Origin of the sequence: Escherichia sp. E2748 (genome assembly GCF_005781125.1) — a bacterium.
Taxonomy (GTDB): domain Bacteria; phylum Pseudomonadota; class Gammaproteobacteria; order Enterobacterales; family Enterobacteriaceae; genus Escherichia.
Map to the genome: position 1 here is coordinate 76,004 of NZ_VATP01000005.1, position 26,897 is coordinate 102,900.

Consider the following 26,897-nt stretch of genomic DNA (forward strand, 5'->3'; position numbering starts at 1 on the left):
ATTCTGCGTTTTAATTCAGCATTCACCGCCAAAAGCGACTAATTTTAGCTGTTAAAGTCAGTTGCTAAATGCAAAGGAGCATTCATGAAGCAAACAGTTTATATCGCCAGCCCTGAGAGCCAGCAAATTCACGTCTGGAACCTGAATCATGAAGGCGTGCTGACGCTGACACAGGTTGTCGATGTGCCGGGGCAGGTGCAGCCGATGGTGGTCAGCCCGGATAAACGTTACCTCTACGTTGGCGTTCGTCCCGAATTTCGCGTTCTGGCGTATCGCATTGCACCAGATGATGGCGCACTGACATTTGCCGCAGAGTCTGCGCTGCCGGGTAGCCCGACGCATATTTCCACCGATCACCATGGGCAGTTTGTCTTTGTCGGCTCTTATAATGCGGGTAACGTGAGCGTAACGCGACTGGAAGATGGCCTGCCTGTGGGCGTTGTCGATGTGGTTGAGGGACTGGACGGCTGTCATTCCGCCAATATTTCACCAGATAACCGCACCCTGTGGGTTCCGGCATTAAAGCAGGATCGTATTTGCCTGTTTACGGTCAGCGATGACGGTCATCTGGTGGCGCAGGACCCCGCAGAAGTGACTACCGTTGAAGGGGCCGGTCCGCGTCATATGGTGTTCCATCCAAACGAACAATATGCATATTGCGTCAATGAGTTAAACAGCTCAGTGGATGTCTGGGAACTGAAAGATCCGCACGGCAATATCGAATGTGTCCAGACGCTGGATATGATGCCGGAAAACTTCTCCGACACCCGTTGGGCGGCTGATATTCATATCACCCCAGATGGTCGTCATTTATACGCCTGCGACCGTACCGCCAGTCTGATTACCGTTTTCAGCGTTTCGGAAGATGGCAGCGTGTTGAGTAAAGAAGGCTTCCAGCCAACGGAAACTCAGCCGCGCGGCTTTAATGTTGATCACAGTGGCAAATATCTGATTGCCGCCGGGCAAAAATCGCACCATATCTCGGTATACGAAATTGTCGGCGAGCAGGGGCTGCTGCATGAAAAAGGCCGCTATGCGGTAGGGCAGGGGCCAATGTGGGTTGTGGTGAACGCACACTAACCGCTGATTTACCCGGCGCTGAATCTCCTGCGCCGGGAGTATTAGCCCATCTCCTGTAACGCGTGTCTCTGGCGTTCGACGATATTGGTCCACAAATTGTCTTTATCGTCAGTCCATAAATTAATCAGCAAGGCAAAAAAGCGTTCTGCTGCTGGAGAAAGTACGGCATCTTTACGGCGAATTATTCCCAATGTCCGACGTATAACGGGTTCCACCAATGGGATACCAATAATCGAAGAATAGGGCGCATGCGGCATTGCCAGGCCAGGAAGCGCCGAAATCCCCAGTCCCGCTTCCACCAATCCTAATGACGTCGAAAGATGACGCACTTCATAAAACCAGTCCAGTTTCCAGGGCTTATCGGACAATTTTTGCTCAATTAGCAGTCGGTTGCCGCTGGAGGAACGCACGCCAATCATTTTGTAACCTACTAACTCCTGCCATTCCACCAGCTGCTTTTTGGCCAATGGATGGTCACGCCGACAGGCCAGAACGAACGGCTCATTGACCAGTGGGGTAAAGTCAATGGATGAATTTGTGACATTGTTCATGTTTATGCCAAAGTCAGATTCATTGCACAGCACCGATTCCATGCAATTATTCGTACCTTGTTCCAGAATCCGCACTTTAATATTGGGATACAGCTCATTAAATTTACCGATTGCCAGCGGTAAAAAATAAAATACGGCGGTCGGAATACACGCTAACGTCACCATACCACGATGATAAGCATTCATATCACGAATACTAAAAAGCGTTTCATCGAATTTCTTTATTAATTCCCGCGCCTCCGGGAGCAACCTTTTTCCTGCTTTTGTTAACGTAACCTTGCGAGTTGTACGCTCAAAAAGTTGAATATGTAAATCTTCTTCCATCTTTTTTATTCTGCGCGTTAATGCAGGTTGCGTAATATTGAGTAATTTAGCGGCATTGTTAAATGAACTGGACTCTGCCAGTATGACAAATGCCTTCATACCTGATAATTCATGCTTCATTATTACTCCGAAAAATGGAAGCGGTGCATTTTAGTGATTTACAGTTAAACAGTTTAACTGCAATTTAATCACTTAAATTAATGAAAAAATGTTATTAATCGTGGAGCTAAAGTCATTAGAGATGCTTTGCCCTTAATGTAACCATATCGCAATAAGTTATGTTTTTAAATTGAGGGCATTATTATGAAAAAAATACCCTGCGTGATGATGCGAGGTGGAACCTCGAGGGGCGCGTTCCTGTTAGCGGAACATTTACCCGAAGATCAAACGCAGCGCGATAAAATATTGATGGCAATTATGGGTTCCGGTAACGATCTGGAAATAGACGGTATCGGCGGCGGTAATCCGCTGACCAGTAAAGTCGCCATTATTAGCCGTTCCGACGATCCGCGTGCTGATGTCGATTATCTGTTTGCTCAGGTTATCGTCCATGAGCAGCGTGTTGATACGACACCAAACTGCGGCAATATGCTGTCTGGGGTTGGGGCATTCGCCATTGAAAATGGTTTGATTGCAGCGACATCACCGATCACCCGTGTGCGTATCCGCAACGTCAATACTGGTACGTTCATCGAAGCTGATGTGCAAACGCCAAATGGTGTTGTCAAGTACGAGGGTAGCGCCAGAATTGATGGTGTGCCAGGGACAGCCGCACCGGTCGCTCTCACTTTCCTGAATGCAGCAGGAACAAAAACCGGAAAAGTCTTCCCGACTGATAAACAGATTGATTATTTTGACGATGTTCCAGTGACCTGTATTGATATGGCGATGCCAGTCGTCATTATTCCGGCTGAATATCTGGGCAAAACAGGCTATGAATTACCGGCTGAACTGGATGCCGACAAAGCATTATTAGCCCGCATTGAATCTATCCGTCTGCAAGCGGGTAAAGCAATGGGCTTAGGCGATGTTAGTAATATGGTTATCCCTAAACCTGTGCTTATTTCTCCAGCGCAGAAAGGCGGGGCAATTAATGTGCGTTATTTTATGCCGCATTCTTGCCATCGCGCACTGGCGATAACTGGCGCTATTGCCATTTCCAGTAGCTGTGCATTGGAAGGCACCGTCACCCGACAAATCGTCCCTTCTGTAGGATACGGCAATATCAATATTGAACACCCCAGTGGTGCGCTCGACGTTCATTTAAGTAATGAAGGTCAGGATGCCACAACGTTACGCGCATCTGTTATTCGGACAACCAGAAAAATATTTTCCGGTGAAGTTTATCTTCCCTGAAAAAATTCGTTGTCAGGATAAGGACAATCAATAAAGGACTTCTGTATGAGTCATACAGAAAGAACAGGATTTTAAATGAATAAGAAATCGTTATGGAAGCTAATTCTGATATTAGCGATCCCATGTATTATTGGCTTTATGCCAGCTCCGGCAGGATTAAGCGAACTGGCGTGGGTGCTTTTTGGTATTTACCTGGCGGCCATTGTGGGGCTGGTTATCAAGCCTTTCCCGGAACCTGTCGTACTGTTAATTGCCGTTGCTGCCTCGATGGTGGTGGTCGGTAACTTATCTGACGGTGCGTTTAAAACCACCGCCGTATTAAGCGGTTACTCTTCAGGTACCACCTGGCTGGTGTTCTCGGCGTTTACCTTAAGCGCCGCATTTGTGACCACCGGCTTAGGCAAACGTATTGCCTATTTGCTGATTGGTAAAATTGGTAGCACTACCCTGGGTCTGGGTTACGTTACGGTATTCCTCGATCTGGTACTGGCTCCGGCAACACCGTCTAACACCGCGCGTGCGGGCGGCATTGTGTTACCGATCATCAACAGCGTGGCGGTGGCTTTGGGGTCAGAACCTGAAAAAAGCCCGCGTCGTGTCGGACATTACTTGATGATGTCCATTTACATGGTCACCAAAACCACCAGCTATATGTTCTTTACCGCAATGGCAGGGAACATTCTGGCGCTGAAAATGATCAACGACATTCTGCACCTGCAAATTAGCTGGGGTGGATGGGCGCTGGCCGCCGGATTGCCGGGCATCATTATGCTGCTGGTTACTCCGCTGGTGATTTACACCATGTATCCGCCAGAAATTAAAAAGGTGGATAACAAAACCATCGCCAAAGCGGGCCTTGCTGAACTGGGGCCGATGAAAATCCGTGAAAAAATGCTGCTCGTTGTCTTTGTGCTGGCACTGCTGGGCTGGATTTTCAGTAAGAGCCTGGGTGTTGATGAATCTTCAGTGGCAATTGTTGTTATGGCGACCATGTTGTTGCTGGGCATTGTGACCTGGGAAGACGTGGTTAAAAATAAAGGCGGCTGGAATACCTTAATCTGGTACGGCGGTATTATCGGCTTAAGCTCATTATTATCGAAAGTTAAATTCTTCGAATGGTTAGCTGAAGTCTTTAAAAATAACCTGGCATTTGATGGTCACGGTAACGTTGCTTTCTTCGTTATTATTTTCCTTAGCATCATCGTGCGTTATTTCTTCGCTTCCGGTAGTGCCTATATCGTTGCCATGTTGCCGGTATTTGCCATGCTGGCGAACGTCTCCGGCGCACCGTTAATGTTAACCGCGCTGGCACTGTTGTTCTCCAACTCCTATGGCGGCATGGTTACTCACTATGGTGGCGCGGCTGGTCCGGTCATCTTTGGTGTGGGTTACAACGATATTAAATCCTGGTGGTTGGTCGGTGCGGTACTGACGATATTAACCTTCCTGGTGCATATCACCCTCGGCGTATGGTGGTGGAATATGCTGATCGGCTGGAACATGCTGTAAATATACTCGTCATACTTCAAGTTGCATGTGCTGCGTCTGCGTTCGCTCACCCCAGTCACTTACTTATGTAAGCTCCTGGGGATTCACACACTTGTCGCCTTCCTGCAACTCGAATTATTTAGAGTATATCCCTTCATTATTTTTCTGCGCACTTCACGGTGCGCAGACATCTGGAGCATTTGATGATCAAGTTATCTGAAAAAGGCGTGTTTCTCGCCAGTAATAACGAAATAATTGCCGAAGAACATTTCACCGGCGAAATAAAAAAAGAAGAAGCAAAAAAAGGCACTATTGCCTGGTCAATACTCTCTTCACATAATACGTCCGGAAATATGGATAAACTTAAAATTAAGTTTGATTCATTAGCCTCTCACGATATTACCTTTGTTGGTATTGTACAGACCGCTAAAGCGTCCGGTATGGAACGTTTCCCGCTGCCGTATGTGCTGACCAACTGCCATAATTCACTCTGTGCTGTGGGCGGCACTATTAACGGTGATGACCATATTTTTGGTTTATCGGCAGCCCAGCGTTATGGCGGTATTTTTGTGCCTCCGCATATTGCGGTCATCCATCAATATATGCGTGAAATGATGGCAGGCGGCGGCAAAATGATCCTCGGGTCAGACAGCCACACCCGTTACGGTGCATTAGGGACAATGGCAGTCGGTGAGGGCGGCGGCGAGCTGGTAAAACAACTGCTTAATGACACCTGGGATATCGACTATCCGGGCGTGGTTGCGGTGCATCTGACCGGAAAACCTGCGCCGTATGTGGGGCCGCAGGATGTGGCGCTGGCTATCATCGGCGCAGTGTTCAAAAACGGCTACGTCAAAAACAAAGTGATGGAATTCGTAGGTCCCGGTGTTGCTGCGCTCTCTACCGATTTCCGTAACAGCGTTGACGTGATGACCACTGAAACTACCTGTTTAAGTTCTGTCTGGCAAACCGATGAAGAAGTGCATAATTGGCTGGCGCTGCACGGTCGCGGCCAGGATTACTGCCAGCTTAATCCTCAGCCAATGGCGTACTACGATGGCTGCATCAGCGTTGATTTAAGTGCCATCAAACCGATGATTGCGCTGCCGTTCCACCCGAGCAACGTGTATGAAATCGACACGCTGAACCAGAATCTGACTGACATTCTGCGTGAGATTGAAATTGAGTCCGAACGCGTGGCGCACGGTAAAGCCAAACTCTCGCTGCTGGATAAAGTGGAAAATGGTCGCCTGAAAGTACAGCAGGGGATTATCGCTGGCTGTTCTGGCGGTAACTATGAAAACGTTATCGCCGCAGCAAATGCGCTGCGCGGTCAATCCTGTGGCAATGACACCTTCTCGCTGGCGGTTTACCCGTCATCACAGCCGGTGTTTATGGATCTCGCCAAAAAAGGTGTGGTAGCAGATTTGATTGGCGCAGGCGCAATCATCAGAACTGCGTTCTGCGGCCCATGCTTTGGCGCGGGCGATACGCCAATCAACAACGGTTTGAGTATTCGCCACACCACGCGTAACTTCCCGAACCGTGAAGGCTCTAAGCCAGCCAATGGGCAGATGTCAGCGGTAGCGTTGATGGACGCTCGTTCTATCGCTGCGACTGCGGCAAACGGTGGCTATTTAACCTCTGCCAGCGAACTCGATTGCTGGGACAACGTGCCGGAGTACGCCTTTGATGTAACGCCGTATAAAAACCGTGTTTATCAGGGTTTTGTGAAAGGGGCGACTCAGCAACCGCTGATCTACGGACCGAACATTAAAGACTGGCCGGAATTAGGCGCGCTGACTGACAATATCGTCCTCAAAGTGTGCTCGAAGATCCTCGACGAAGTGACCACCACTGACGAATTGATTCCTTCCGGTGAAACCTCTTCGTATCGTTCAAATCCAATTGGTCTGGCGGAGTTTACCCTGTCACGCCGTGATCCGGGTTATGTTGGCAGAAGTAAAGCCACTGCCGAGCTGGAAAATCAGCGTCTGGCGGGGAATGTCAGCGAACTGGCAGACGTTTTTGCGCGTATTAAGCAGATTGCTGGTCAGGAAAATATTGATCCGCTGCAAACTGAAATTGGCAGCATGGTCTATGCGGTCAAACCAGGCGATGGTTCTGCGCGTGAGCAGGCGGCGAGTTGCCAGCGTGTGATTGGCGGTCTGGCGAATATTGCCGAGGAGTACGCGACTAAACGCTACCGTTCTAACGTCATCAACTGGGGGATGTTACCGCTGCAAATGGCGGAAGCACCGAATTTTGACGTAGGTGATTACATTTACATCCCTGGGATTAAAGCGGCGCTGGATAATCCAGGTACGACGTTTAAAGGTTATGTGATCCATAAAGATGCGCCGGTAACGGAGATTACGCTCTATATGGAAAGTCTGACTGCTGAAGAGCGCGAGATTATCAAAGCGGGTAGTTTGATTAACTTCAATAAAAACCGTCAGATGTAAAAAGCGCCATGTGAATGTAGGTCGCATCCGGCACTTATTGTCGGATGCGATGCTTGCGCATCTTATCCGACCTACAAATCGCATCGAACCGTAGGCCGGATAAGGCGTTTACGCCGCATCCGGCAAATAGTTAATAGCTCTTACTTCTTCGCTTCTGCAACCACTTTGCTACCCACGCCGCGGTTATTGTATTCCCACATGCGGTTGTAGTTAGTGTCATTCAGATTGCGCTGTACTTCGTCGCTATCGTCAACGCTGCCGGTATTACCCGCAAATGGACGATTGGAAATCACCGCATCGGCCCACGGTTTAGCCGTGTTAAAACCTTCGTTGATGGCGCTATCACGGATCACCACCTGACCGTTGGTATTGGCATCAACATCCAGCGAGCGGCCCAGTTGCGCCACGCCATCACCGGAAGCATTGAAACGGCTGTTTACGGCGAGGAAACCGTAATAGATGTTAGACAGCGTAGCCGGTGCAAACACATACGCTTCTTGCTGGGTACGGGAGTTCACCACGCGGAATTCGGTGTTATCGAACACCACCGCGCCGCGACCAGAAACGATATCCACATCCCCTTCAATATAGCTATTCGTCACCAGAGTACGCGGTTGACGATTGGTTTCCAGACGGTTTTGCACACCACTGTTGGTGACAAAAAAGGTGTTCTGACGACCGAGAATGTTGACGTTATTGATCTGCACTTTGTCGCCATCAGTACGCAGTGCCACCGCCGGATGGTTACCCGCATCTACGCTATCGCCCAGCGTGTTTTCGATGGTCAGGTTTTGCAGTTGCAGGCCATTGTTTTGTGACCAGAAGACCGCAGAGCAGAGAACACCGATACTGTCGCTGCGTTTGCTCTGGCAGCTATCGTACATATACCACGCTGGTTTACCTGGCATATATTTGCCGCGCGGGTTGACGTCGTGACGCCAGTCGGCAGGACTCATGCCACCATCAAGTGAAAGCCCAATCTTCACATCAATCGGTTTTTCGCCTGTACCGTACAGAGTAATTCCACCCGGAGCGGCAGGGACATAGACCGTGCCTTCATACTCACCAGGCATCACGGCAATATACTGGCGCTTGTTGGTACGCTTGATAATTGCCGCATCCACCGCTGCCTGAATCGTGGTATGCGTTACACCTTGGGTACCCGCCGGGCCGACAACAAAGTCAGGTTGCGCAGGCAGGGTAATCGGGGAAGGATTCCACGCTGCAGCACCTGGTGTCAGGGACGCAAAATAGTGTTGAGCATCGAAATTCTGCGCTTCTTTTGCCGACAGAATCGGGCGAGAAGAGGTACCAGGCGCGGTTTGATCTGAAGGACGTTGATCGGGCGGTGTTGAGCTACAGGCGGTCAGCGTCACGCCAAAAGCCAATGCCAGCGCCAGACGGGAAACTGAAAATGTGTTCACAGGTTGCTCCGGGCTATGAAATAGAAAAATGAATCCGTTGAAGCCTGCTTTTTTATACTAACTTGAGCGAAACGGGAAGGTAAAAAGACAAAAAGTTGTTTTTAATACCTTTAAGTGATACCAGATGGCATTGCGCCATCTGGCAGAGTGATTAACTGAACATCGCGGTAATCGATGCGCTGGCGAGAGAGTGGAAATGGACGTTAAACCCGACCATCGCGCCGCTGGCACCTTCATCGACATCAATACGTTCTACATCCAGCGCGTGAACGGTAAAAATGTAGCGATGCGTTTCGCCTTTCGGCGGCGCGGCGCCATCGTACCCGGTTTTACCAAAATCGGTACGCGTCTGCAAAACGCCGTCTGGCATTGCTACCAGACCAGAGCCAAAGCCCTGCGGCAATACGCGGGTATCAGCGGGTAAGTTAACCACTACCCAGTGCCACCAGCCGGAGCCGGTTGGCGCATCCGGGTCATAGCAGGTGACAACAAAACTTTTCGTTCCCGCAGGAACATCATCCCAAGCCAGATGCGGCGAAATATTATCGCCATCGTAACCCATGCCGTTAAAGACATGACGATGTGGCAACTTATCGCCATCGCGCAGATCATTACTGATGAGTTTCATGAACCCTCCTTTCTTGTTTGCAGAAAGTGTAGCCAGAAACCTTCAGGCTGACTGCTCGTTATTGGCAAAAAAATGTTTCATCCTGTACCGCTCGGTTAACTGCTGCGGTCAGGCGCTGCAACTGTTCAGGGCGAATAATATAGGGCGGCATCAGGTAAATTAGCTTGCCAAAAGGCCGGATCCAGACGCCCTGTTCGACAAAGAATTTTTGCAGCGCTGCCATATTCACCGGGCGAGTGGTTTCGACCACGCCAATTGCCCCCAGCACGCGCACATCGGCAACCATTTCGGCATCACGGGCGGGGGCAAGTTGCTCGCGCAGTTGTACTTCAATTGCCGCCACCTGTTGCTGCCAGTCGCCAGATTCGAGAATCGCCAGGCTGGCGTTTGCTGCTGCGCAGGCCAACGGATTGCCCATAAACGTTGGCCCATGCATAAAGCAACCGGCTTCGCCGTTACTAATGGTTTCCGCAACCTCACGCGTGGTAAGCGTGGCGGAAAGGGTCATCGTGCCGCCGGTTAAGGCTTTACCGAGGCACAAAATGTCCGGCGCGATTTCTGCATGTTCGCAGGCAAACAGTTTGCCGGTACGACCAAATCCGGTGGCGATCTCGTCAGCAATTAGCAAGATACCTTCACGGTCGCACATTTTGCGGATTCGTTTTAACCATTCCGGATGGTAGATGCGCATCCCGCCTGCGCCCTGGACAATCGGTTCAATGATCACCGCCGCGATTTCATGGCGATGCGCTGCCATCAGGCGGGCAAAGCCCACCATATCGCGCTCATCCCATTCGCCATCCATACGGCTTTGTGGAGCCGGAGCAAACAAGTTTTCTGGCAGATAGCCTTTCCACAGGCTGTGCATTGAGTTGTCCGGATCGCACACCGACATCGCGCCAAAGGTATCGCCATGATAACCATTGCGGAAGGTCAGAAAACGCTGGCGCGCTTCGCCTTTGGCCTGCCAGTACTGCAACGCCATCTTCATCGCCACTTCCACCGCCACGGAACCGGAGTCCGCGAGAAAAACGCATTCCAGCGGTTGTGGCGTCATTGCCACCAGTTTGCGGCACAGCTCAATGGCTGGCGCATGGGTGATACCACCAAACATCACATGCGACATGGCATCAATTTGCGACTTCATCGCGGCATTAAGCTGCGGGTGATTGTAGCCGTGGATCGCCGCCCACCAGGACGACATACCGTCAACCAGGCGTCTACCGTCAGACAAAATCAGCTCGCAACCTTCGGCGCTCGCCACCGGATAAACCGGCAGCGGGGAGGTCATGGATGTGTATGGGTGCCAGATATGGCGTTGGTCAAAGGCAAGATCGTCCGTTGTCATAATCGACTTGTAAACCAAATTGAAAAGATTTAGGTTTACAAGTCTACACCGAATTAACAACAAAAAACACGTTTTGGAGAAGCCCCATGGCTCACCGCCCACGCTGGACATTGTCGCAAGTCACAGAATTATTTGAAAAACCGTTGCTGGATCTGCTGTTTGAAGCACAGCAGGTCCACCGCCAGCATTTTGATCCTCGTCAGGTGCAGGTCAGCACTTTGCTGTCGATTAAAACCGGAGCTTGTCCGGAAGATTGCAAATATTGCCCGCAAAGCTCGCGCTACAAAACCGGACTGGAAGCCGAGAGGTTGATGGAAGTCGAACAGGTGCTGGAGTCGGCGCGCAAAGCGAAAGCGGCGGGATCGACGCGTTTCTGTATGGGCGCGGCGTGGAAGAATCCCCACGAACGCGATATGCCGTACCTGGAACAAATGGTGCAGGGGGTAAAAGCGATGGGCCTGGAGGCGTGTATGACGCTGGGTACGTTGAGTGAATCTCAGGCGCAGCGCCTTGCGAATGCCGGGCTGGATTACTACAACCACAACCTCGACACCTCGCCGGAGTTTTACGGCAATATCATCACCACACGCACTTATCAGGAACGTCTCGATACGCTGGAAAAAGTGCGCGATGCCGGGATCAAAGTCTGTTCTGGCGGCATTGTCGGCTTAGGCGAAACAGTAAAAGATCGCGCCGGATTATTGCTGCAACTGGCAAACCTGCCGACGCCGCCGGAAAGCGTGCCAATCAACATGTTGGTGAAGGTGAAAGGCACGCCTCTGGCCGATAACGATGATGTCGATGCCTTTGATTTTATTCGCACCATTGCCGTAGCGCGGATCATGATGCCGACCTCTTACGTGCGCCTTTCTGCCGGACGTGAGCAGATGAACGAACAGACTCAGGCAATGTGCTTTATGGCTGGCGCAAACTCGATTTTCTACGGCTGCAAACTGCTGACTACGCCGAATCCGGAAGAAGATAAAGACCTGCAACTGTTCCGCAAACTGGGGCTGAATCCGCAGCAAACCGCCGTTCTGGCGGGCGATAACGAGCAACAACAGCGTCTGGAGCAGGCGCTGATGACCCCGGACACCGACGAATATTACAACGCGGCAGCACTATGAGCTGGCAGGAGAAAATCAACGCGGCGCTCGATGCGCGGCGTGCTGCCGATGCCCTGCGTCGCCGTTATCCGGTGGCGCAAGGAGCCGGACGCTGGCTGGTGGCGGACGAGCGCCAGTATCTGAACTTTTCCAGCAATGATTACCTCGGTTTAAGCCATCATCCGCAAATTATCCGTGCCTGGCAGAAGGGGGCGGAACAATTTGGCGTCGGTAGCGGCGGTTCCGGTCATGTCAGCGGTTATAGCGTGGCGCATCAGTCGCTGGAAGAAGAGTTGGCCGAGTGGCTGGGCTATTCGCGGGCGCTGTTGTTTATCTCTGGTTTTGCCGCTAATCAGGCGGTCATTACTGCGATGATGGCGAAAGAGGATCGTATTGTTGCCGACCGGCTTAGCCACGCCTCCTTGCTGGAGGCTGCCAGTTTAAGCCCGTCGCCGCTTCGCCGTTTTACTCATAACGATGTCGCTCATCTGGAACGTCTGCTTGCTGCCTCCTGTCTGGGGCAGCAACTGGTGGTGACAGAAGGTGTGTTTAGTATGGACGGCGATAGCGCGCCGCTTACGGAAATTCAACAGGTAACGCAACAGCACAATGGCTGGTTGATGGTCGATGATGCCCACGGCACGGGGGTTATCGGTGAACAGGGGCGAGGCAGTTGTTGGCAGCAAAAGGTGAAGCCGGAACTGCTGGTAGTCACTTTTGGCAAAGGATTTGGTGTCAGCGGCGCGGCGGTGCTTTGTTCTGATAGCGTGGCGAATTATCTGCTGCAATTCGCCCGCCATCTTATCTACAGCACCAGTATGCCGCCCGCTCAGGCGCAGGCATTACGTGCATCGCTGGCGGTCATTCGCAGTGATGAGGGTGATGCACGGCGCGAAAAACTGGCGGCACTCATTACGCGTTTTCGTGCCGGAGTGCAGGGTTTGCCGTTTACGCTTGCGGATTCATGCAGCGCCATCCAGCCATTAATCGTCGGTGATAACAGCCGTGCGTTACAACTGGCAGAAAAACTGCGCCAGCAAGACTGCTGGGTCACGGCGATTCGCCCGCCAACCGTACCCGTCGGCACTGCGCGACTGCGCCTGACGTTGACTGCGGCACATGAAACACAGGATATCGACCGTCTGCTGGAGGTGCTGCATGGCAACGGTCAATAAACAAGCCATTGCGGCGGCATTTGGTCGGGCAGCCGCGCACTATGAGCAACACGCAGAGTTACAGCGCCAGAGTGCCGATGCCTTACTGGCAATGCTCCCACAGCGTAAATACCCCCGTGTGCTGGACGCTGGCTGTGGACCTGGCTGGATGAGCCGCCACTGGCGAGAACGTCACGCGCAGGTGACGGCGTTAGATCTCTCGCCACTTATGCTTGCGCAGGCACGCCAACAAGATGCCGCAGATCATTATCTGGCAGGCGATATCGAATCCTTACCGCTGGCGAATGCGACGTTCGATCTTGCATGGAGCAATCTCGCGGTGCAGTGGTGCGGTAATTTATCCACGGCACTCCGCGAGCTGTATCGGGTGGTGCGCCCCGGAGGCATGGTCGCGTTTACCACGCTGGCGCAGGGATCGTTACCCGAACTGCATCAGGCGTGGCTGGCGGTAGACGAACGTCCGCATGCCAATCGTTTTTTACCGCCAGCAGAAATTGAACAGGCGCTGAAAGACTTTCGTTATCAATACAATATGCAGCCCGTCACACTGTGGTTTGATGATGCGCTCAGTGCCATGCGCTCGCTCAAAGGCATTGGCGCAACGCATCTTCATGAAGGGCGCGACCCGCGAATATTAACGCGTTCGCAGTTGCAGCGATTGCAACTAGCCTGGCCGCAACAACAGGGGCGATATCCTCTGACGTATCATCTTTTTTTGGGAGTGATTGCTCGTGAGTAAACGTTATTTTGTCACCGGAACGGATACCGAAGTAGGGAAAACCGTCGCCAGTTGTGCGCTTTTACAGGCCGCGAAGGCGGCAGGCTACCGGACGGCAGGTTACAAACCTGTTGCCTCCGGCAGCGAAATGACAGTAGAAGGCTTACGTAATAGCGACGCACTGGCGTTGCAACGCAACAGTAGCCTGCAGCTGGATTACGCCACGGTAAACCCTTACACCTTCGCAGAACCGACCTCGCCGCATATCATCAGTACGGAAGAGGGCAGACCCATCGACCCCGTGGTTATGAGCGCCGGGTTACACGCGCTGGCACAGCAGGCAAACTGGGTACTGGTAGAAGGTGCAGGAGGCTGGTTTACGCCGCTTTCTGAGTCTTTCACTTTCGCGGATTGGGTAACGCAAGAACAACTGCCAGTGATACTGGTTGTGGGCGTGAAACTCGGCTGTATTAATCACGCGATGCTGACCGCACAGGCTGTACAGCAAGCCGGACTTACCCTTGCAGGGTGGGTAGCGAACGATGTCACTCCACCAGGCAAACGTCACGCTGAATATATGGCCACGCTCAAGCGGATGATTTCCGCACCGCTGCTTGGGGAGATCCCATGGCTTGATGAACCCCCTGAAAACGCGCTAACCGGAAAGTACCTCAATCTCACCGCATTGTTGTAGCAATATATTTGGTTAAATTGCGAGCGAGATCGCGTCGTCTGCTGCCTGCAATTCAACCAATTAAATTTCAAAAGAATTGAGAAAAAATATTTACCCCCACAATATGCGGTTAGTGTGGGAATTGCCCAGGCGGCAGGGCATACGGGCTGCAGGCAGTTATCCACTATTCCTGTGGATAACCATGTGCATTAGAGTTAGAAAACGCGATGCAAGCGAGAGAATACGCGGCTTGCACGCGAATTGACGCGAAAGAAGGCTTAAGGAAATATTTGTTATCTTTCAATTAATTATATAAAAGCAATGGCAGTCATGAAAGTGACATCTCTTGCCATAAATCCGTCATCAGCCATCTTGACAATTGTTAAAAAAGCCGTTGCTTTGGGGATAACCCCGCAATCCTGGAGTTTTATCTCGTCACTGAGCAAATTATGCTCATGATTGATACCTTCGTTGACGGTGTAACAGAAATAATGTGGCGTGAAACTGTTTTTTTATCCAGTATAATTTGTTGGCATTATTAAGCACGACGAGTAAAATTACATACCTGCCCGCCCACTCCTTCAGGTAGCGACTCATGAGTAAACCGTTCAAACTGAATTCCTCTTTTAAACCTTCTGGCGATCAGCCTGAGGCAATTCGACGCCTCGAAGAAGGGCTTGAAGATGGCCTGGCTCACCAGACTCTACTCGGCGTAACGGGCTCCGGGAAAACATTTACCATTGCTAACGTCATTGCCGACCTTCAGCGCCCGACGATGGTGCTGGCGCCCAACAAAACGCTGGCAGCCCAGTTGTACGGCGAGATGAAAGAATTTTTCCCGGAAAATGCGGTGGAATACTTCGTCTCTTACTACGACTACTATCAACCGGAAGCCTATGTGCCGAGCTCGGACACCTTCATTGAAAAAGATGCCTCGGTAAACGAACATATTGAACAGATGCGGCTTTCAGCGACCAAAGCTTTGCTGGAGCGGCGCGATGTGGTGGTGGTCGCCTCTGTTTCAGCCATCTACGGTCTGGGCGACCCTGACTTATATCTTAAGATGATGCTGCATCTGACGGTCGGCATGATTATCGATCAGCGCGCGATTCTGCGGCGCCTGGCGGAACTGCAATACACCCGTAACGACCAGGCGTTCCAGCGCGGGACTTTCCGTGTTCGCGGGGAAGTGATTGATATTTTTCCGGCGGAGTCCGACGACGTTGCGCTACGTGTTGAATTGTTCGACGAAGAGGTAGAGCGGTTGTCGCTTTTCGACCCGTTAACAGGGCAGATTATCTCAACCATTCCCCGCTTTACCATTTACCCGAAAACACACTACGTTACCCCGCGTGAACGTATTGTGCAGGCGATGGAAGAGATCAAAGAAGAGCTGGCCGATCGGCGCAAAGTGCTGCTGGCAAATAACAAGCTGCTGGAAGAACAACGCCTGACTCAGCGTACCCAGTTTGATCTGGAGATGATGAACGAGCTGGGTTATTGCTCAGGCATTGAAAACTATTCGCGCTTTCTTTCCGGTCGTGGACCCGGTGAGCCACCGCCGACGCTGTTTGATTATCTCCCCGCCGATGGCCTGTTGGTGGTCGATGAATCCCACGTGACTATTCCGCAAATTGGCGGCATGTATCGAGGTGATCGGGCGCGTAAAGAGACGCTGGTGGAGTACGGTTTCCGCCTGCCATCGGCGCTGGATAACCGTCCGCTGAAATTCGAAGAGTTCGAAGCGTTAGCCCCGCAAACCATCTATGTTTCTGCAACACCCGGTAATTACGAGCTGGAGAAATCCGGTGGCGACGTGGTGGATCAGGTCGTGCGTCCAACAGGGCTGCTGGACCCGATTATCGAAGTGCGCCCGGTAGCGACCCAGGTTGATGATCTTCTCTCAGAAATTCGCCTGCGGGCGGCAATTAACGAACGCGTACTGGTCACGACGTTGACTAAGCGGATGGCGGAAGATCTCACCGAATATCTGGAAGAACACGGTGAACGCGTGCGTTATCTTCACTCGGATATCGACACCGTCGAGCGTATGGAAATCATCCGCGACTTGCGTTTGGGCGAGTTTGATGTGCTGGTGGGGATCAACTTACTGCGCGAAGGTCTGGATATGCCAGAAGTTTCGCTGGTGGCGATCCTCGACGCAGACAAAGAAGGCTTCCTGCGTTCCGAACGTTCATTGATTCAGACCATTGGTCGCGCGGCGCGTAACGTCAACGGTAAAGCGATTCTCTACGGCGATAAGATCACCCCATCAATGGCGAAAGCGATTGGCGAAACCGAACGTCGCCGTGAGAAGCAGCAGAAGTACAACGAGGAACACGGCATTACGCCGCAAGGCTTGAACAAGAAAGTGGTCGATATCCTGGCGCTGGGGCAGAACATTGCCAAAACCAAAGCGAAGGGCAGAGGAAAATCGCGCCCGATTGTTGAGCCGGATAATGTACCGATGGATATGTCGCCTAAAGCGTTGCAGCAGAAAATCCATGAACTGGAAGGGCTGATGATGCAACACGCGCAAAATCTGGAGTTCGAAGAGGCGGCGCAAATTCGTGACCAGTTGCATCAGCTGCGTGAGTTGTTTATTGCGGCTTCGTGACAGGATAACGAAGAAGAGAGATGGCAAAAGCAAAATTGCCTGATGCGCTACGCTTATCAGGCCTACATGATCTCTGCAATACATTGAATTTGCGCGGTTTGTAGGCCGGATAAGGCGTTTGAACAACGTGTACTTTGTCTTCAATAGGAAGCCGGAATTTTCTTTCGACTTCCCGTTAACCCAAAGCCTGTAATGCCTTTTCCAGTGCGTTATGTAACAACTGGCGGTCATGACGATAGGGGATATCGCTGGCCTCCAGTACGTCCTGAATGACTAATCTGTCGTTAACTGTAGAAACATCGACCTTCGGCCCAACAATAACCGCATCAATCACCTTTTTACCGACATACTGCTCCATAATCGCCAGCTTGTTTTCAAGCTTCAGATTCGCCGCAGGCAGGCTTAATTCTCTTCCCAAATTGCCAATATAAACCATCGGGGCTGGCGTGCGGCGTAGTGCCTGCGCCATTTCCTCAAGCAGCAGGATTGGCATCAGGCTGGTATAAAAACTGCCTGGCCCGATGATTATCAGGTCAGCCTCATTAATTGCCAGCACCGCTTCACGGGTGGCAGGTACGTTGGGGGTTAACAGTAGTTCCTGAATCGGCGTAGTTAGCTGGTCGATGTTGACCTCGCCGTAAACTTCATGTCCCTGATCGTCAATGGCCATCAGATCAACGGGATGCTCTGACATCGGAATTAATTGCGCGTCCACTTTCAACAGATTACGAATTAAATTGATGGCTTCCAGAGGCCGCACGCTAAGGTGATCCAGCGCCTTTAACATCAAGTTTCCGAGATTATGACCGGAAAGCTCGCCATTGCCGCCAAAACGGTATTCAAACATCGCGGAGGCGACGCTCGGTTCCGTTATCAGTTGGTTGAGACAGTTGCGCATATCGCCCCAGGCAATACCGCCTTCCGAGCGACGAATACGTCCCGTCGAGCCACCGTTATCCGTGGTGGTGACGATACCCGTTAAGCGAGAGCCTAAAGACGAAAGTGATGAGAGAACGCGTCCCAGTCCATGCCCCCCGCCGAGAGCAACGACACGATCAAGGTCAGCCAGCGTACGATTGCGCATATACATTCCTGAAGTCAGATTATCCGCGCTACAGTAGCGCAAATTACGGGGAAACAGCAATTAGCCTGCCAATATTGAGGATACAACTCATGGTTTTCTACCCCCAAAGGACAATATTCGCTCTGCATCCCTGATGATGTATATCAAAGTAAAACCGCCATTTTCCCTTATTCTGTAGCGAAATAGGCCGATCATGACGCTATATACATGATTACATAGCGAAAAGGGTGAATGGTAAAAATCTCATTTACGCGCTAGTATCGGCATAACCACTAAACACTCTAGCCTCTGCACCTGGGTCAACTGATATGGTGCTTTGGCCGTGACAATGCTTTGAAAGGTTGCCACCAGGGCGAAGGAAGAAATGACTTCGCCTCCCGTATCTGGAAAGGTGTACATGGCTTCACAACTGACTGATGCATTTGCGCGTAAGTTTTATTACTTGCGCCTGTCGATTACCGATGTGTGTAACTTTCGTTGCACATATTGCCTGCCGGATGGCTACAAGCCGAGCGGCGTCACCAATAAAGGCTTTCTGACCGTCGATGAAATTCGCCGGGTCACGCGCGCCTTTGCCAGTCTGGGCACCGAAAAAGTTCGTCTGACAGGCGGAGAGCCGTCTTTACGTCGCGACTTTACCGATATCATCGCCGCAGTGCGGGAAAATGACGCCATCCGTCAGATTGCGGTCACCACTAATGGTTACCGTCTGGAACGCGACGTGGCGAACTGGCGCGATGCCGGACTGACGGGCATTAACGTCAGTGTTGATAGTCTCGACGCTCGTCAGTTTCATGCCATTACCGGCCAGGATAAATTCAATCAGGTCATGGCTGGCATCGATGCTGCATTTGAGGCGGGCTTTGAGAAGGTCAAAGTCAATACCGTGCTGATGCGCGATGTCAACCATCACCAGCTCGACACCTTTCTGAACTGGATCCAACATCGTCCTATCCAGCTGCGTTTCATCGAACTGATGGAAACGGGAGAGGGCAGCGAGCTATTCCGTAAACATCACATCTCTGGTCAGGTTCTGCGTGACGAGCTACTGCGTCGCGGCTGGATCCACCAATTACGTCAACGTAGCGACGGTCCCGCGCAAGTCTTTTGTCATCCGGATTACGCCGGAGAGATTGGCCTAATTATGCCGTATGAAAAAGACTTCTGCGCCACTTGCAACCGCCTGCGTGTCTCCTCCATTGGTAAACTCCATCTCTGCCTGTTTGGTGAAGGCGGCGTTAACCTGCGCGATCTGCTGGAAGACGATACCCAGCAACAGGCGCTGGAAGCGCGTATTTCAGCGGCGCTGCGGGAGAAAAAACAGACCCATTTCCTGCATCAAAACAATACCGGTATTACGCAAAACTTATCGTACATTGGCGGATAAAACGTCAAAAGGAGAGATCAGATGAGTCAGGTAAGCACTGAATTTATCCCGACCCGTATTGCTATTCTTACGGTTTCTAATCGTCGTGGTGAAGAAGACGATACCTCCGGTCACTATCTGCGCGATTCGGCGCAGGAAGCGGGCCATCACGTTGTCGATAAAGCCATTGTCAAAGAAAACCGCTACGCTATTCGCGCTCAGGTATCTGCGTGGATAGCCAGTGACGATGTACAAGTGGTGTTGATTACTGGCGGCACAGGCCTGACGGAAGGCGATCAGGCTCCTGAAGCACTGCTGCCGCTGTTCGACCGTGAAGTCGAAGGTTTTGGTGAAGTGTTCCGTATGCTGTCGTTCGAAGAGATTGGCACAGCAACGTTGCAATCCCGTGCGGTAGCGGGCGTAGCGAATAAGACACTGATTTTCGCCATGCCGGGTTCGACCAAAGCGTGCCGCACCGCGTGGGAAAATATCATCGCGCCGCAGCTGGATGCCCGTACGCGTCCGTGTAATTTCCATCCACATTTGAAGAAATAAGTATGTCGCAACTGACCCATATCAACGCCGCTGGCGAAGCGCACATGGTGGATGTCTCCGCCAAAGCGGAAACCGTACGTGAAGCGCGGGCGGAAGCCTTTGTCACCATGCGTAGCGAGACGCTGGCGATGATCATCGATGGTCGCCACCATAAAGGCGACGTGTTTGCCACAGCGCGTATTGCCGGTATTCAGGCGGCAAAACGCACCTGGGATCTGATCCCGCTGTGTCATCCGCTGATGCTCAGTAAAGTCGAAGTCAATTTACAGGCCGAGCCGGAGCACAATCGGGTGCGTATAGAAACCTTATGCCGCCTGACCGGGAAAACCGGCGTTGAAATGGAAGCGTTAACCGCGGCTTCCGTGGCGGCGCTGACCATTTATGACATGTGCAAAGCGGTGCAAAAAGATATGGTGATTGGTCCGGTACGTTTACTGGCAAAGAGCGGCGGCAAATCAGGTGACTTTAAGGTGGAAGCGGATGATTAAAGTTCTTTTTTTCGCCCAGGTACGCGAGTTGGTGGGAACAGATGCAACCGAAGTGGCTGCGGATTTCCCAACCGTTGAAGCGTTACGCCAGCACCTGGCTGCGCAGAGCGATCGCTGGGCGCTGGCGCTGGAAGATGGCAAATTGCTGGCTGCCGTCAACCAGACGCTGGTGAGTTTTGACCATCCGCTGACTGACGGCGACGAAGTGGCTTTCTTCCCGCCGGTAACCGGAGGTTAAAATGGCAGAAACCAAAATTGTTGTCGGCCCGCAGCCGTTCAGTGTAGGGGAAGAGTACCCGTGGCTGGCGGAGCGTGACGAAGACGGTGCAGTGGTCTCGTTTACCGGTAAGGTGCGCAATCATAACCTGGGAGACAGCGTCAAAGCATTAACCCTCGAACACTATCCGGGAATGACAGAAAAAGCACTGGCGGAAATCGTTGATGAAGCGCGTAACCGCTGGCCGCTGGGGCGCGTCACGGTGATTCACCGCATCGGGGAATTATGGCCGGGTGATGAAATTGTTTTTGTCGGTGTTACCAGTGCGCATCGCAGCAGTGCGTTTGAAGCCGGGCAGTTTATTATGGATTATCTCAAAACCCGCGCACCGTTCTGGAAGCGCGAAGCCACGCCGGAAGGCGACCGTTGGGTCGAAGCTCGGGAGAGCGATCAGCAGGCGGCAAAACGCTGGTAGTTTATTGTTAGCCGGATAAGGCACCGCTGCATCCGGCAATTTCACCGCTCAGTACATGCTTTCACGCTGCGTCGATGCACAGCCCCATCATTTGCAGTATCCTTAAGATATTCCTTATATCTTCAGGAGAAAGTCATGGACAGATTCCCACGTTCTGATTCAATTGTACAAACCCGAGCTGGCCTGCAAACCTATATGGCACAGGTCTATGGCTGGATGACGGTAGGCTTGCTGCTTACTGCGTTTGTTGCCTGGTATGCGGCCAATTCCGCCGCCGTTATGGAGCTGTTATTCACCAACCGCATCTTTTTAATTGGTCTGGTAATAGCACAATTAGCTCTGGTTATTGTGTTATCAGCGATGATTCAAAAGCTGAGTGCAGGTGTGACAACCATGCTCTTTATGCTTTATTCAGCGCTGACGGGCCTGACGCTTTCCAGTATTTTCATTGTCTATACCGCTGCCTCTATCGCCAGCACCTTCGTCGTTACTGCCGGGATGTTCGGCGCAATGAGCCTGTACGGTTACACCACCAAACGCGATTTAAGCGGCTTCGGCAATATGCTGTTTATGGCGTTGATCGGCATTGTGCTGGCATCGCTGGTCAACTTCTGGCTGAAAAGCGAAGCGTTGATGTGGGCGGTCACCTACATCGGAGTGATTGTCTTTGTCGGATTGACGGCGTATGACACTCAGAAATTGAAAAATATGGGTGAGCAGATTGATACCCGTGACGCGTCGAACCTGCGCAAATATTCCATTCTTGGCGCATTAACCTTGTATCTGGACTTCATCAACCTGTTCCTGATGTTGCTGCGAATTTTTGGCAATCGTCGTTAATTCTTTTTTCACCACCAATATCCCGGCCATGTGTCGGGATTTTTTTATTTAAAACGATAACAAACAAGAGTCTGGTATAAAAAGCAATTTATGGCGTGGTGGTTGTGTTTTTCGCATCCATCTTTCATGGACGAAATAAGCTCCTTGCACTGGCGGGAAAATGCCATAGTGAAGAATTATGGAGTCCGGTTCGTTGCGCTTTTACAGGTGCATTAACACTCTATTACTATTTTATCGGCTTCTTTGGGATTCTTGCAGCAATAGCGATAACGCTTGTCTGGCAAAGGCATACGCGGTTTTTTCATTAGTCGTAAATGCACATACTAAAGAACTTAACCGAACTTCACATCGCCGCTTCATTTTTCGCCCGTAGCTTCTTCGCCTGGCTTTCCAGCAACAGGTAACAGATCAGCGCCAGCAGCAGCGGGATAAAGTAATACAACACACGGTAAGCGAGTAGGGCGGCGATAATGGTGCCTTTGGAGGTATGCTCCCCAGCCAGTAGCGCGATAAACACCGCTTCCAGCACACCAATTCCCGCCGGAATATGCACAATTACCCCAGCAATACTACTAACCAGCAACACGCCCAGTACAAAGAAATAGTTCACGCTTTGACCGAGTAACAGCCAGATAATCGCTCCCATTACCATCCAGTTAACGCTGGAAATCAGCATCTGGGCGAGGGCGAATTTCCATGAAGGCAGCACCAGCTTTTGCCCTTTGATGGTCATATGGCGGTGCTTTGCGAAAGCGCAAAACCACAAATAAACCGCGATAATCATCAGTAAGCCAATGCCGAGAATACGCAGCGTGGTTTGATCGACATACCAGTGGTCCGGCAGCTCCACCACGCCTGCGGTAAAGATAATCCCTGCCAGCAAAATATAGCCCAGCCAGTTGGTGGTAATACTGAGCGAGAAAATCCGCGTAATAGTGCTGCCCGGTAACCCTAGCCGGGAGTACAAACGATAGCGCATACCAATGCCGCCGACCCAGGTACTGAGTGTCAGGTTGAAGGCGTAGCAGATAAACGACACCAGCATCACCTGGCGTTTCGCCAGTTTGTGACCGCAGTAGAAGCGGGCGAGCAGGTCATAGCAGCCGTAAATCAGATAACTGATGACCACCAGCCCAACCGCACTGAGCAGCGCAACGCGATTGTAGTCGCGGATGACCTTCCAGACCTCTTCCCAGTTCACCTTTTTGGCGTAGACCACCAGCAACACAATCACCGCGATAAAAAACAGCCAGGTGAGGATCTTCTTTGCTAAGCGCCAGCGCGGATGTGATTTACTCATCAGGGCTTCATCCCCGAACTTTCAGTTTCGACCCGATCCTGCGTTTCCATTGCCGGTTGTGCGGGGGGATCAACTTGCGCCAGATGTGGCGTGTGCGCCGGAAGCCAGCCCACCAGCGCCGGGAAGTGGCGTAAAAAGTGGAACGCCAGCACGCTTTTGGTCAGGTTCCACCAGGTCCGTTTTGGCAGCATACTTTCATCCACTTGCTGGCAATCGGCGGTGATAATGCCGTTAAGATTGTCTCGCAACGTCTGGTTAAAGTTTCGATCGTGGATGATGACATTTGCTTCGAGATTCAGTGACAAACTGAGCGGATCGAGATTACTGGACCCTACCGTCGCCCAGTGATCGTCCATCAATGCTACTTTGCCGTGGAGCGGGCGGCGGCGGTACTCAAACACCTGAACGCCGCCTTTAACCAGATAGTTATACAGCAAGCGCGCGCCGACTCTGACAATCGGCATATCCGGTTCGCCCTGAATGATCAGTTTGATCCGCACCCCGCGCCGTGCCGCTTTACGTAAGGCGTGTAAAAATCGATAGCCGGGGAAGAAGTAGGCGTTGGCGATAATGACTTCCCGCCGCGCCTGAGTGAGCATTTTCAGATAGTGACGTTCGATATCATCGCGATGTTCTTCGTTATCGCGCCAGACCAGCAATACCTGCGCTTCTCCCGGCTGGCGGTTTTCTTCCGCTTTATGATGACGTCGCCACCAGCGTCGGGCCGCGCTCTGTCCTGGCAGGTTTTCCAGTTCAAACTGGAGAATATCTTCAACAATCGGCCCTTCAAGGCGCACCGCATAATCCTGTTTAGCCTCTGGACCGTAGCTGGACATATGCTCGGCGGAGTAATTCAGCCCGCCAATAAAGGCGATACGCGCGTCGATCACCACAATTTTGCGATGCATCCGGCGAAACACATTGGTGCGCATACCAAAAAGGCGAGGGCGGGGATCGTAGTAGCGGAACACCACGCCAGCTACCGTCAGTTCATTGACAAACTCATCGCTGAGATCCGGCGAACCGTAGCCATCCAGCAAGACTTCCGCTTTTACCCCGCGTTGCGCAGCTGCCAGTAGCGCCGCATGCAGCTGTTTGCCGACGTCATCCTCAAACCAGATAAACGTTTCAAGAATGATGCGTTCTTGCGCCTCGCCAATCGCCTTAAACACCGCGGGATAATATTGCTCGCCGTTTTCCAGCAACTGGATCTTATTGCCTTCGCGCCAGCTACATTTCATAAATGAATCTCCGCACTTAAAGGGGCATGATCAGAAAGGTGTCGCCATGTCCGCAGCGGCAACGCGGTTGGCGCGCTGGCGCTGGCATTTTTGACGTAGATCCTGTCCAGTCGTAGTAGAGGAAATTGCACCGGAAACGTGCGCGCCGGGCGTCCGTGGGCGCGGGTAAAAATCTCATCCAGTCCGGCCTGCACTTTTAACGGATGATTAGCTTTTTGCCGCCAGTCGTTGAAATCACCCGCCACCAATACCGGTTCGCCGTCCGGCAGCTCATTCACCCATTCGGCGAGCAGCGCAATCTGCGCCTGACGGTGCGCCTCACGCAGGCCCAAATGTACGCACATCACATGAATCGCTTTCCCGGTCATCGGCGGCACAATGCGGCAGTAGAGCACGCCGCGCTTTTCCGCACCATCGACCGAAACATCACGATTCTCATAATGTTCAATGGGATAGCGCGACAGTACGGCGTTGCCGTGATGCCCTTCCGGATACACAGCATTGCGACCGTAGGCAAAATCGCTCCACATTGTGTCGGCGAGAAACTCGTAGTGCGAGGTATCGGGCCAGTTTTTCACATGTAGCGGATGAACTTCGTGCGCGCCCATCACTTCCTGCAGGCAAACTATATCGGCGCCGACGGTGCGCACGGCGTCGCGAAGTTCCGGCAAAATGAAGCGTCGGTTGAACGCGGTAAAGCCTTTGTGAATATTGATGGTGAGTACCTTGAACGAAAAGTGTTGTGTTTGATCGGGCATAATTTTCCCGTTTTGGCCTCTTATCTCATTGAAATAGTGTAGTCGGCGTCACAAAAAGGTGCGGTCTTACGGAATTTTCCGTAAAGTTCGGTACTCTGAGTAAGTAGAGATAAATTCTTCAGGAGAGAAGCCATGAAGTGGCAACAACGTGTTCGTGTCGCAACTGGCCTAAGTTGCTGGCAGATTATGTTGCATTTACTGGTAGTGGCGCTGCTGGTGGTGGGCTGGATGAGTAAAACTCTGGTTCACGTCGGCGTGGGATTATGCGTGCTGTATTGTGTCACCGTGGTAATGATGCTGGTGTTTCAGCGTCACCCCGAGCAACGCTGGCGTGAGGTGGCGGATGTGCTGGAAGAGCTGACCACCACCTGGTATTTTGGCGCGGCGCTGATTGTGCTGTGGTTGCTGTCCCGCGTACTGGAAAATAACTATTTGTTGGCCGTTGCGGGGCTGGCGATCCTTGCCGGCCCGGCGGTAGTGTCGTTACTGGCGAAAGATAAGAAGTTACATCACCTTACGTCTAAACATCGCGTACGCCGCTGACCCGGTTGTGGCCGTTATCACCAGTAGCGGCCACAAACTGTTCCACACAATATCCAGACTCGCATCCTTCAAATAAATCTGCTTGGTAATGTCCGTAAAGTGGCGAATAGGGTTAATCCAGGTCAGGTTTTGCAGCCATACTGGCATGTTCTCCACCGGCGAAACGTAACCGGAAAGCAGAATGGCGGGCATCATAAAGACAAACACGCCGATAAACGCCTGCTGTTGTGTCGAGCAGAGTGATGAAATCAACAGACCGAATCCCACCAGCGATAAACCGTAAATCACCATCGTAAAGTAGAACAACGCCAGCGATCCGGCGAAGGGGATTTGATACGCCCAGATACCAATCGCCAGCACAATAGTGGCCTGGAAGGTGGCGACAATTAATGCCGGTACGGCTTTGCCGATGAATATCTGCCAGGTGGTGAGCGGCGAAACCAGTAGCTGATCGAGCGTACCTTGTTCACGTTCGCGGGCGACGGAAAGTGAAGTGACGATCATCACGCCGATAGTGGTGATCATGGCGATCAGCGACGGCACCACAAACCATTTGTAGTCGAGATTCGGGTTATACCAGTTGCGTACCACCAGCTCGCTGTTGTTGGGTTTCGGTTTTCCTTCCAGCAGTTCCTGCTGATAATTTTTGACGATCTGTTGTAGGTAGTTAGCGGCAATTTGCGCACTGTTGGAGTTACGCCCGTCGAGGATCAACTGCAACGGCGCGGTCTGGAAGGTATCCAGTTTGCGCGAGAAGTCAGCCGGGAAACGCACCAGTAGTAACGCCTTTTGTGTGTCGATGGTCGGGCGGATCTCCTGTGGGCTTTTCAGCAGCAGCACATGGGTAAAGGCGCTGGCGCGGGCAAAACGTTGAGTAAGTTCTACCGAGTGCTCGCCGTTATCTTCATCGTAGATGGCGATGGTGGCGTTGGTCACTTCCAGCGTGGCGGCGAACGGGAACAGGATCACCTGAATCAGCACGGGTAAAATCAGAATCGCACGGGTTTGCGGTTCGCGCAGCAGCGACTGCAACTCTTTGCGGATTAACGTCCATAAGCGATGAAACATGCTCTTCTC

General features: G+C 51.8%; 25 protein-coding genes, 1 pseudogene and 1 riboswitch. Of the genes and pseudogenes, 17 read left to right on the top strand and 9 right to left on the bottom strand.

Annotation, left to right across the window (positions count from 1 at the left end; genetic code table 11):
* Positions 1-84: 84 nt before the first annotated feature.
* Positions 85-1,080, top strand: a complete 996-nt coding sequence (pgl, locus tag FEK42_RS08180) for a 6-phosphogluconolactonase (RefSeq protein WP_130209934.1) — start codon at positions 85-87, stop codon at positions 1,078-1,080.
* A gap of 41 nt (positions 1,081-1,121) precedes the next feature.
* Here the strand turns inward: pgl and FEK42_RS08185 are convergent, their stop codons facing one another.
* Positions 1,122-2,075 carry a LysR family transcriptional regulator gene (locus tag FEK42_RS08185; RefSeq protein ID WP_135492048.1) on the bottom strand — a complete coding sequence of 318 codons (954 nt, stop codon included), beginning with the start codon at positions 2,073-2,075 and terminating at the stop codon, positions 1,122-1,124.
* Positions 2,076-2,258: 183 nt separating this feature from the next.
* Between FEK42_RS08185 and FEK42_RS08190 the strand changes: the two genes are divergently transcribed.
* From FEK42_RS08190 to FEK42_RS08200, 3 genes are all read left to right on the top strand, one after another.
* Positions 2,259-3,311, top strand: a complete 1,053-nt coding sequence (locus FEK42_RS08190) for a 4-oxalomesaconate tautomerase (RefSeq protein WP_135492049.1) — start codon at positions 2,259-2,261, stop codon at positions 3,309-3,311.
* A gap of 75 nt (positions 3,312-3,386) precedes the next feature.
* Complete coding sequence (locus FEK42_RS08195) at positions 3,387-4,820, top strand: anion permease (RefSeq protein ID WP_135492050.1); 1,434 nt, start codon at positions 3,387-3,389, stop codon at positions 4,818-4,820.
* A gap of 182 nt (positions 4,821-5,002) precedes the next feature.
* Positions 5,003-7,264, top strand: coding sequence for a hydratase (locus FEK42_RS08200; protein WP_138211792.1), 2,262 nt, complete (start codon positions 5,003-5,005; stop codon positions 7,262-7,264).
* Between the two features lie 140 nt (positions 7,265-7,404).
* Here the strand turns inward: FEK42_RS08200 and FEK42_RS08205 are convergent, their stop codons facing one another.
* The 3 genes from FEK42_RS08205 to bioA all read right to left on the bottom strand — a co-directional run bounded on the left by FEK42_RS08205 (position 7,405) and on the right by bioA (position 10,664).
* Entirely contained in the window at positions 7,405-8,688 is a 1,284-nt protein-coding gene (locus tag FEK42_RS08205) for a putative acyl-CoA thioester hydrolase (protein ID WP_130214915.1), read from the bottom strand.
* Between the two features lie 151 nt (positions 8,689-8,839).
* The gene (locus FEK42_RS08210) at positions 8,840-9,316 is read right to left on the bottom strand and encodes a kinase inhibitor (protein ID WP_000767391.1); all 477 of its coding nucleotides are present in this window, start codon (positions 9,314-9,316) and stop codon (positions 8,840-8,842) included.
* A gap of 58 nt (positions 9,317-9,374) precedes the next feature.
* The gene (bioA, locus tag FEK42_RS08215; protein ID WP_130259787.1) at positions 9,375-10,664 is read right to left on the bottom strand and encodes an adenosylmethionine--8-amino-7-oxononanoate transaminase; all 1,290 of its coding nucleotides are present in this window, start codon (positions 10,662-10,664) and stop codon (positions 9,375-9,377) included.
* A gap of 86 nt (positions 10,665-10,750) precedes the next feature.
* Here bioA and bioB point away from each other — a divergent pair, with 86 nt between their 5' ends.
* The 5 genes from bioB to uvrB all read left to right on the top strand — a co-directional run bounded on the left by bioB (position 10,751) and on the right by uvrB (position 16,953).
* Positions 10,751-11,791, top strand: coding sequence for a biotin synthase BioB (bioB, locus tag FEK42_RS08220; protein WP_000951213.1), 1,041 nt, complete (start codon positions 10,751-10,753; stop codon positions 11,789-11,791).
* On the top strand, positions 11,788-12,945 hold the full coding sequence (gene bioF / locus FEK42_RS08225; RefSeq protein ID WP_135492051.1) for an 8-amino-7-oxononanoate synthase: 1,158 nt from the start codon (positions 11,788-11,790) through the stop codon (positions 12,943-12,945). The genes bioB and bioF overlap by 4 nt, the downstream gene beginning before the upstream one ends.
* Positions 12,929-13,684 carry a malonyl-ACP O-methyltransferase BioC gene (bioC, locus tag FEK42_RS08230; RefSeq protein WP_135492052.1) on the top strand — a complete coding sequence of 252 codons (756 nt, stop codon included), beginning with the start codon at positions 12,929-12,931 and terminating at the stop codon, positions 13,682-13,684. Before bioF ends, bioC begins: the two co-directional genes overlap by 17 nt.
* Positions 13,677-14,357 (top strand): dethiobiotin synthase, encoded by a 681-nt coding sequence (gene bioD, locus FEK42_RS08235; protein WP_130259783.1) that lies wholly within the window; start codon positions 13,677-13,679, stop codon positions 14,355-14,357. Before bioC ends, bioD begins: the two co-directional genes overlap by 8 nt.
* Before the next feature lie 574 nt (positions 14,358-14,931).
* A complete protein-coding gene (gene uvrB, locus FEK42_RS08240) occupies positions 14,932-16,953 on the top strand; it encodes an excinuclease ABC subunit UvrB (RefSeq protein WP_130205097.1) in 2,022 nt (673 codons plus the stop codon).
* 175 nt (positions 16,954-17,128) lie between these two features.
* On the opposite strand, the gene yvcK is transcribed toward uvrB, so the two are convergent.
* Positions 17,129-18,037 carry a uridine diphosphate-N-acetylglucosamine-binding protein YvcK gene (gene yvcK, locus FEK42_RS08245; RefSeq protein WP_130214903.1) on the bottom strand — a complete coding sequence of 303 codons (909 nt, stop codon included), beginning with the start codon at positions 18,035-18,037 and terminating at the stop codon, positions 17,129-17,131.
* 265 nt (positions 18,038-18,302) lie between these two features.
* A riboswitch (molybdenum cofactor riboswitch) is annotated at positions 18,303-18,447 on the top strand.
* Between yvcK and moaA the strand changes: the two genes are divergently transcribed.
* The 7 genes and pseudogenes from moaA to FEK42_RS08280 form a co-directional block, all read left to right on the top strand.
* Positions 18,435-19,424: a GTP 3',8-cyclase MoaA gene (gene moaA, locus FEK42_RS08250; RefSeq protein WP_001295301.1), complete on the top strand. Its 990-nt coding sequence runs from the start codon at positions 18,435-18,437 to the stop codon at positions 19,422-19,424. It overlaps the preceding riboswitch by 13 nt.
* 21 nt (positions 19,425-19,445) lie before the next feature.
* Positions 19,446-19,958, top strand: a complete 513-nt coding sequence (moaB, locus tag FEK42_RS08255) for a molybdenum cofactor biosynthesis protein B (protein WP_000084634.1) — start codon at positions 19,446-19,448, stop codon at positions 19,956-19,958.
* 2 nt (positions 19,959-19,960) lie between these two features.
* The gene (moaC, locus tag FEK42_RS08260; RefSeq protein ID WP_000080885.1) at positions 19,961-20,446 is read left to right on the top strand and encodes a cyclic pyranopterin monophosphate synthase MoaC; all 486 of its coding nucleotides are present in this window, start codon (positions 19,961-19,963) and stop codon (positions 20,444-20,446) included.
* The gene (gene moaD, locus FEK42_RS08265) at positions 20,439-20,684 is read left to right on the top strand and encodes a molybdopterin synthase sulfur carrier subunit (protein ID WP_000598612.1); all 246 of its coding nucleotides are present in this window, start codon (positions 20,439-20,441) and stop codon (positions 20,682-20,684) included. Before moaC ends, moaD begins: the two co-directional genes overlap by 8 nt.
* A 1-nt stretch (position 20,685) precedes the next feature.
* On the top strand, positions 20,686-21,138 hold the full coding sequence (gene moaE, locus FEK42_RS08270; protein ID WP_135491048.1) for a molybdopterin synthase catalytic subunit MoaE: 453 nt from the start codon (positions 20,686-20,688) through the stop codon (positions 21,136-21,138).
* A gap of 135 nt (positions 21,139-21,273) precedes the next feature.
* A complete protein-coding gene (locus FEK42_RS08275; RefSeq protein WP_130205105.1) occupies positions 21,274-21,978 on the top strand; it encodes a Bax inhibitor-1/YccA family protein in 705 nt (234 codons plus the stop codon).
* Positions 21,979-22,103: 125 nt separating this feature from the next.
* Positions 22,104-22,286 (top strand): annotated as a pseudogene (locus tag FEK42_RS08280) (BAX inhibitor (BI)-1/YccA family protein); the annotation flags it as partial.
* 35 nt (positions 22,287-22,321) lie between these two features.
* Here FEK42_RS08280 and FEK42_RS08285 read toward each other — a convergent pair.
* The 3 genes from FEK42_RS08285 to FEK42_RS08295 are packed head-to-tail and all read right to left on the bottom strand — an operon-like array spanning position 22,322 to position 25,277.
* Entirely contained in the window at positions 22,322-23,278 is a 957-nt protein-coding gene (locus FEK42_RS08285) for a YbhN family protein (RefSeq protein ID WP_135492053.1), read from the bottom strand.
* Positions 23,278-24,519, bottom strand: coding sequence for a cardiolipin synthase ClsB (gene clsB, locus FEK42_RS08290; protein ID WP_135492054.1), 1,242 nt, complete (start codon positions 24,517-24,519; stop codon positions 23,278-23,280). The genes FEK42_RS08285 and clsB overlap by 1 nt, the downstream gene beginning before the upstream one ends.
* Positions 24,516-25,277 carry an endonuclease/exonuclease/phosphatase family protein gene (locus FEK42_RS08295; protein WP_135492055.1) on the bottom strand — a complete coding sequence of 254 codons (762 nt, stop codon included), beginning with the start codon at positions 25,275-25,277 and terminating at the stop codon, positions 24,516-24,518. Before FEK42_RS08295 ends, clsB begins: the two co-directional genes overlap by 4 nt.
* Positions 25,278-25,409: 132 nt before the next feature.
* Here FEK42_RS08295 and FEK42_RS08300 point away from each other — a divergent pair, with 132 nt between their 5' ends.
* A complete protein-coding gene (locus tag FEK42_RS08300) occupies positions 25,410-25,820 on the top strand; it encodes a YbhQ family protein (RefSeq protein WP_025237330.1) in 411 nt (136 codons plus the stop codon).
* Here the strand turns inward: FEK42_RS08300 and FEK42_RS08305 are convergent.
* Positions 25,782-26,888: an ABC transporter permease gene (locus FEK42_RS08305; RefSeq protein ID WP_000469031.1), complete on the bottom strand. Its 1,107-nt coding sequence runs from the start codon at positions 26,886-26,888 to the stop codon at positions 25,782-25,784. The genes FEK42_RS08300 and FEK42_RS08305 overlap by 39 nt on opposite strands.
* Positions 26,889-26,897: the final 9 nt, after the last annotated feature.

What these genes read in the sequence shown, in the direction of transcription:
- moaD (WP_000598612.1), top strand. Translation starts at nt 20,439, where the DNA reads ATGATTAAAGTTCTTTTTTTCGCCCAGGTACGCGAGTTGGTGGGAACA.
- FEK42_RS08285 (WP_135492053.1), bottom strand. Translation starts at nt 23,278, where the DNA reads ATGAGTAAATCACATCCGCGCTGGCGCTTAGCAAAGAAGATCCTCACC.
- clsB (WP_135492054.1), bottom strand. Translation starts at nt 24,519, where the DNA reads ATGAAATGTAGCTGGCGCGAAGGCAATAAGATCCAGTTGCTGGAAAAC.
- FEK42_RS08185 (WP_135492048.1), bottom strand. Translation starts at nt 2,075, where the DNA reads ATGAAGCATGAATTATCAGGTATGAAGGCATTTGTCATACTGGCAGAG.
- yvcK (WP_130214903.1), bottom strand. Translation starts at nt 18,037, where the DNA reads ATGCGCAATCGTACGCTGGCTGACCTTGATCGTGTCGTTGCTCTCGGC.
- uvrB (WP_130205097.1), top strand. Translation starts at nt 14,932, where the DNA reads ATGAGTAAACCGTTCAAACTGAATTCCTCTTTTAAACCTTCTGGCGAT.
- pgl (WP_130209934.1), top strand. Translation starts at nt 85, where the DNA reads ATGAAGCAAACAGTTTATATCGCCAGCCCTGAGAGCCAGCAAATTCAC.
- FEK42_RS08190 (WP_135492049.1), top strand. Translation starts at nt 2,259, where the DNA reads ATGAAAAAAATACCCTGCGTGATGATGCGAGGTGGAACCTCGAGGGGC.
- bioC (WP_135492052.1), top strand. Translation starts at nt 12,929, where the DNA reads ATGGCAACGGTCAATAAACAAGCCATTGCGGCGGCATTTGGTCGGGCA.
- bioB (WP_000951213.1), top strand. Translation starts at nt 10,751, where the DNA reads ATGGCTCACCGCCCACGCTGGACATTGTCGCAAGTCACAGAATTATTT.
- moaB (WP_000084634.1), top strand. Translation starts at nt 19,446, where the DNA reads ATGAGTCAGGTAAGCACTGAATTTATCCCGACCCGTATTGCTATTCTT.
- FEK42_RS08300 (WP_025237330.1), top strand. Translation starts at nt 25,410, where the DNA reads ATGAAGTGGCAACAACGTGTTCGTGTCGCAACTGGCCTAAGTTGCTGG.
- moaC (WP_000080885.1), top strand. Translation starts at nt 19,961, where the DNA reads ATGTCGCAACTGACCCATATCAACGCCGCTGGCGAAGCGCACATGGTG.
- moaA (WP_001295301.1), top strand. Translation starts at nt 18,435, where the DNA reads ATGGCTTCACAACTGACTGATGCATTTGCGCGTAAGTTTTATTACTTG.
- FEK42_RS08210 (WP_000767391.1), bottom strand. Translation starts at nt 9,316, where the DNA reads ATGAAACTCATCAGTAATGATCTGCGCGATGGCGATAAGTTGCCACAT.
- bioF (WP_135492051.1), top strand. Translation starts at nt 11,788, where the DNA reads ATGAGCTGGCAGGAGAAAATCAACGCGGCGCTCGATGCGCGGCGTGCT.
- FEK42_RS08195 (WP_135492050.1), top strand. Translation starts at nt 3,387, where the DNA reads ATGAATAAGAAATCGTTATGGAAGCTAATTCTGATATTAGCGATCCCA.
- FEK42_RS08305 (WP_000469031.1), bottom strand. Translation starts at nt 26,888, where the DNA reads ATGTTTCATCGCTTATGGACGTTAATCCGCAAAGAGTTGCAGTCGCTG.
- FEK42_RS08275 (WP_130205105.1), top strand. Translation starts at nt 21,274, where the DNA reads ATGGACAGATTCCCACGTTCTGATTCAATTGTACAAACCCGAGCTGGC.
- bioA (WP_130259787.1), bottom strand. Translation starts at nt 10,664, where the DNA reads ATGACAACGGACGATCTTGCCTTTGACCAACGCCATATCTGGCACCCA.
- FEK42_RS08295 (WP_135492055.1), bottom strand. Translation starts at nt 25,277, where the DNA reads ATGCCCGATCAAACACAACACTTTTCGTTCAAGGTACTCACCATCAAT.
- moaE (WP_135491048.1), top strand. Translation starts at nt 20,686, where the DNA reads ATGGCAGAAACCAAAATTGTTGTCGGCCCGCAGCCGTTCAGTGTAGGG.
- FEK42_RS08200 (WP_138211792.1), top strand. Translation starts at nt 5,003, where the DNA reads ATGATCAAGTTATCTGAAAAAGGCGTGTTTCTCGCCAGTAATAACGAA.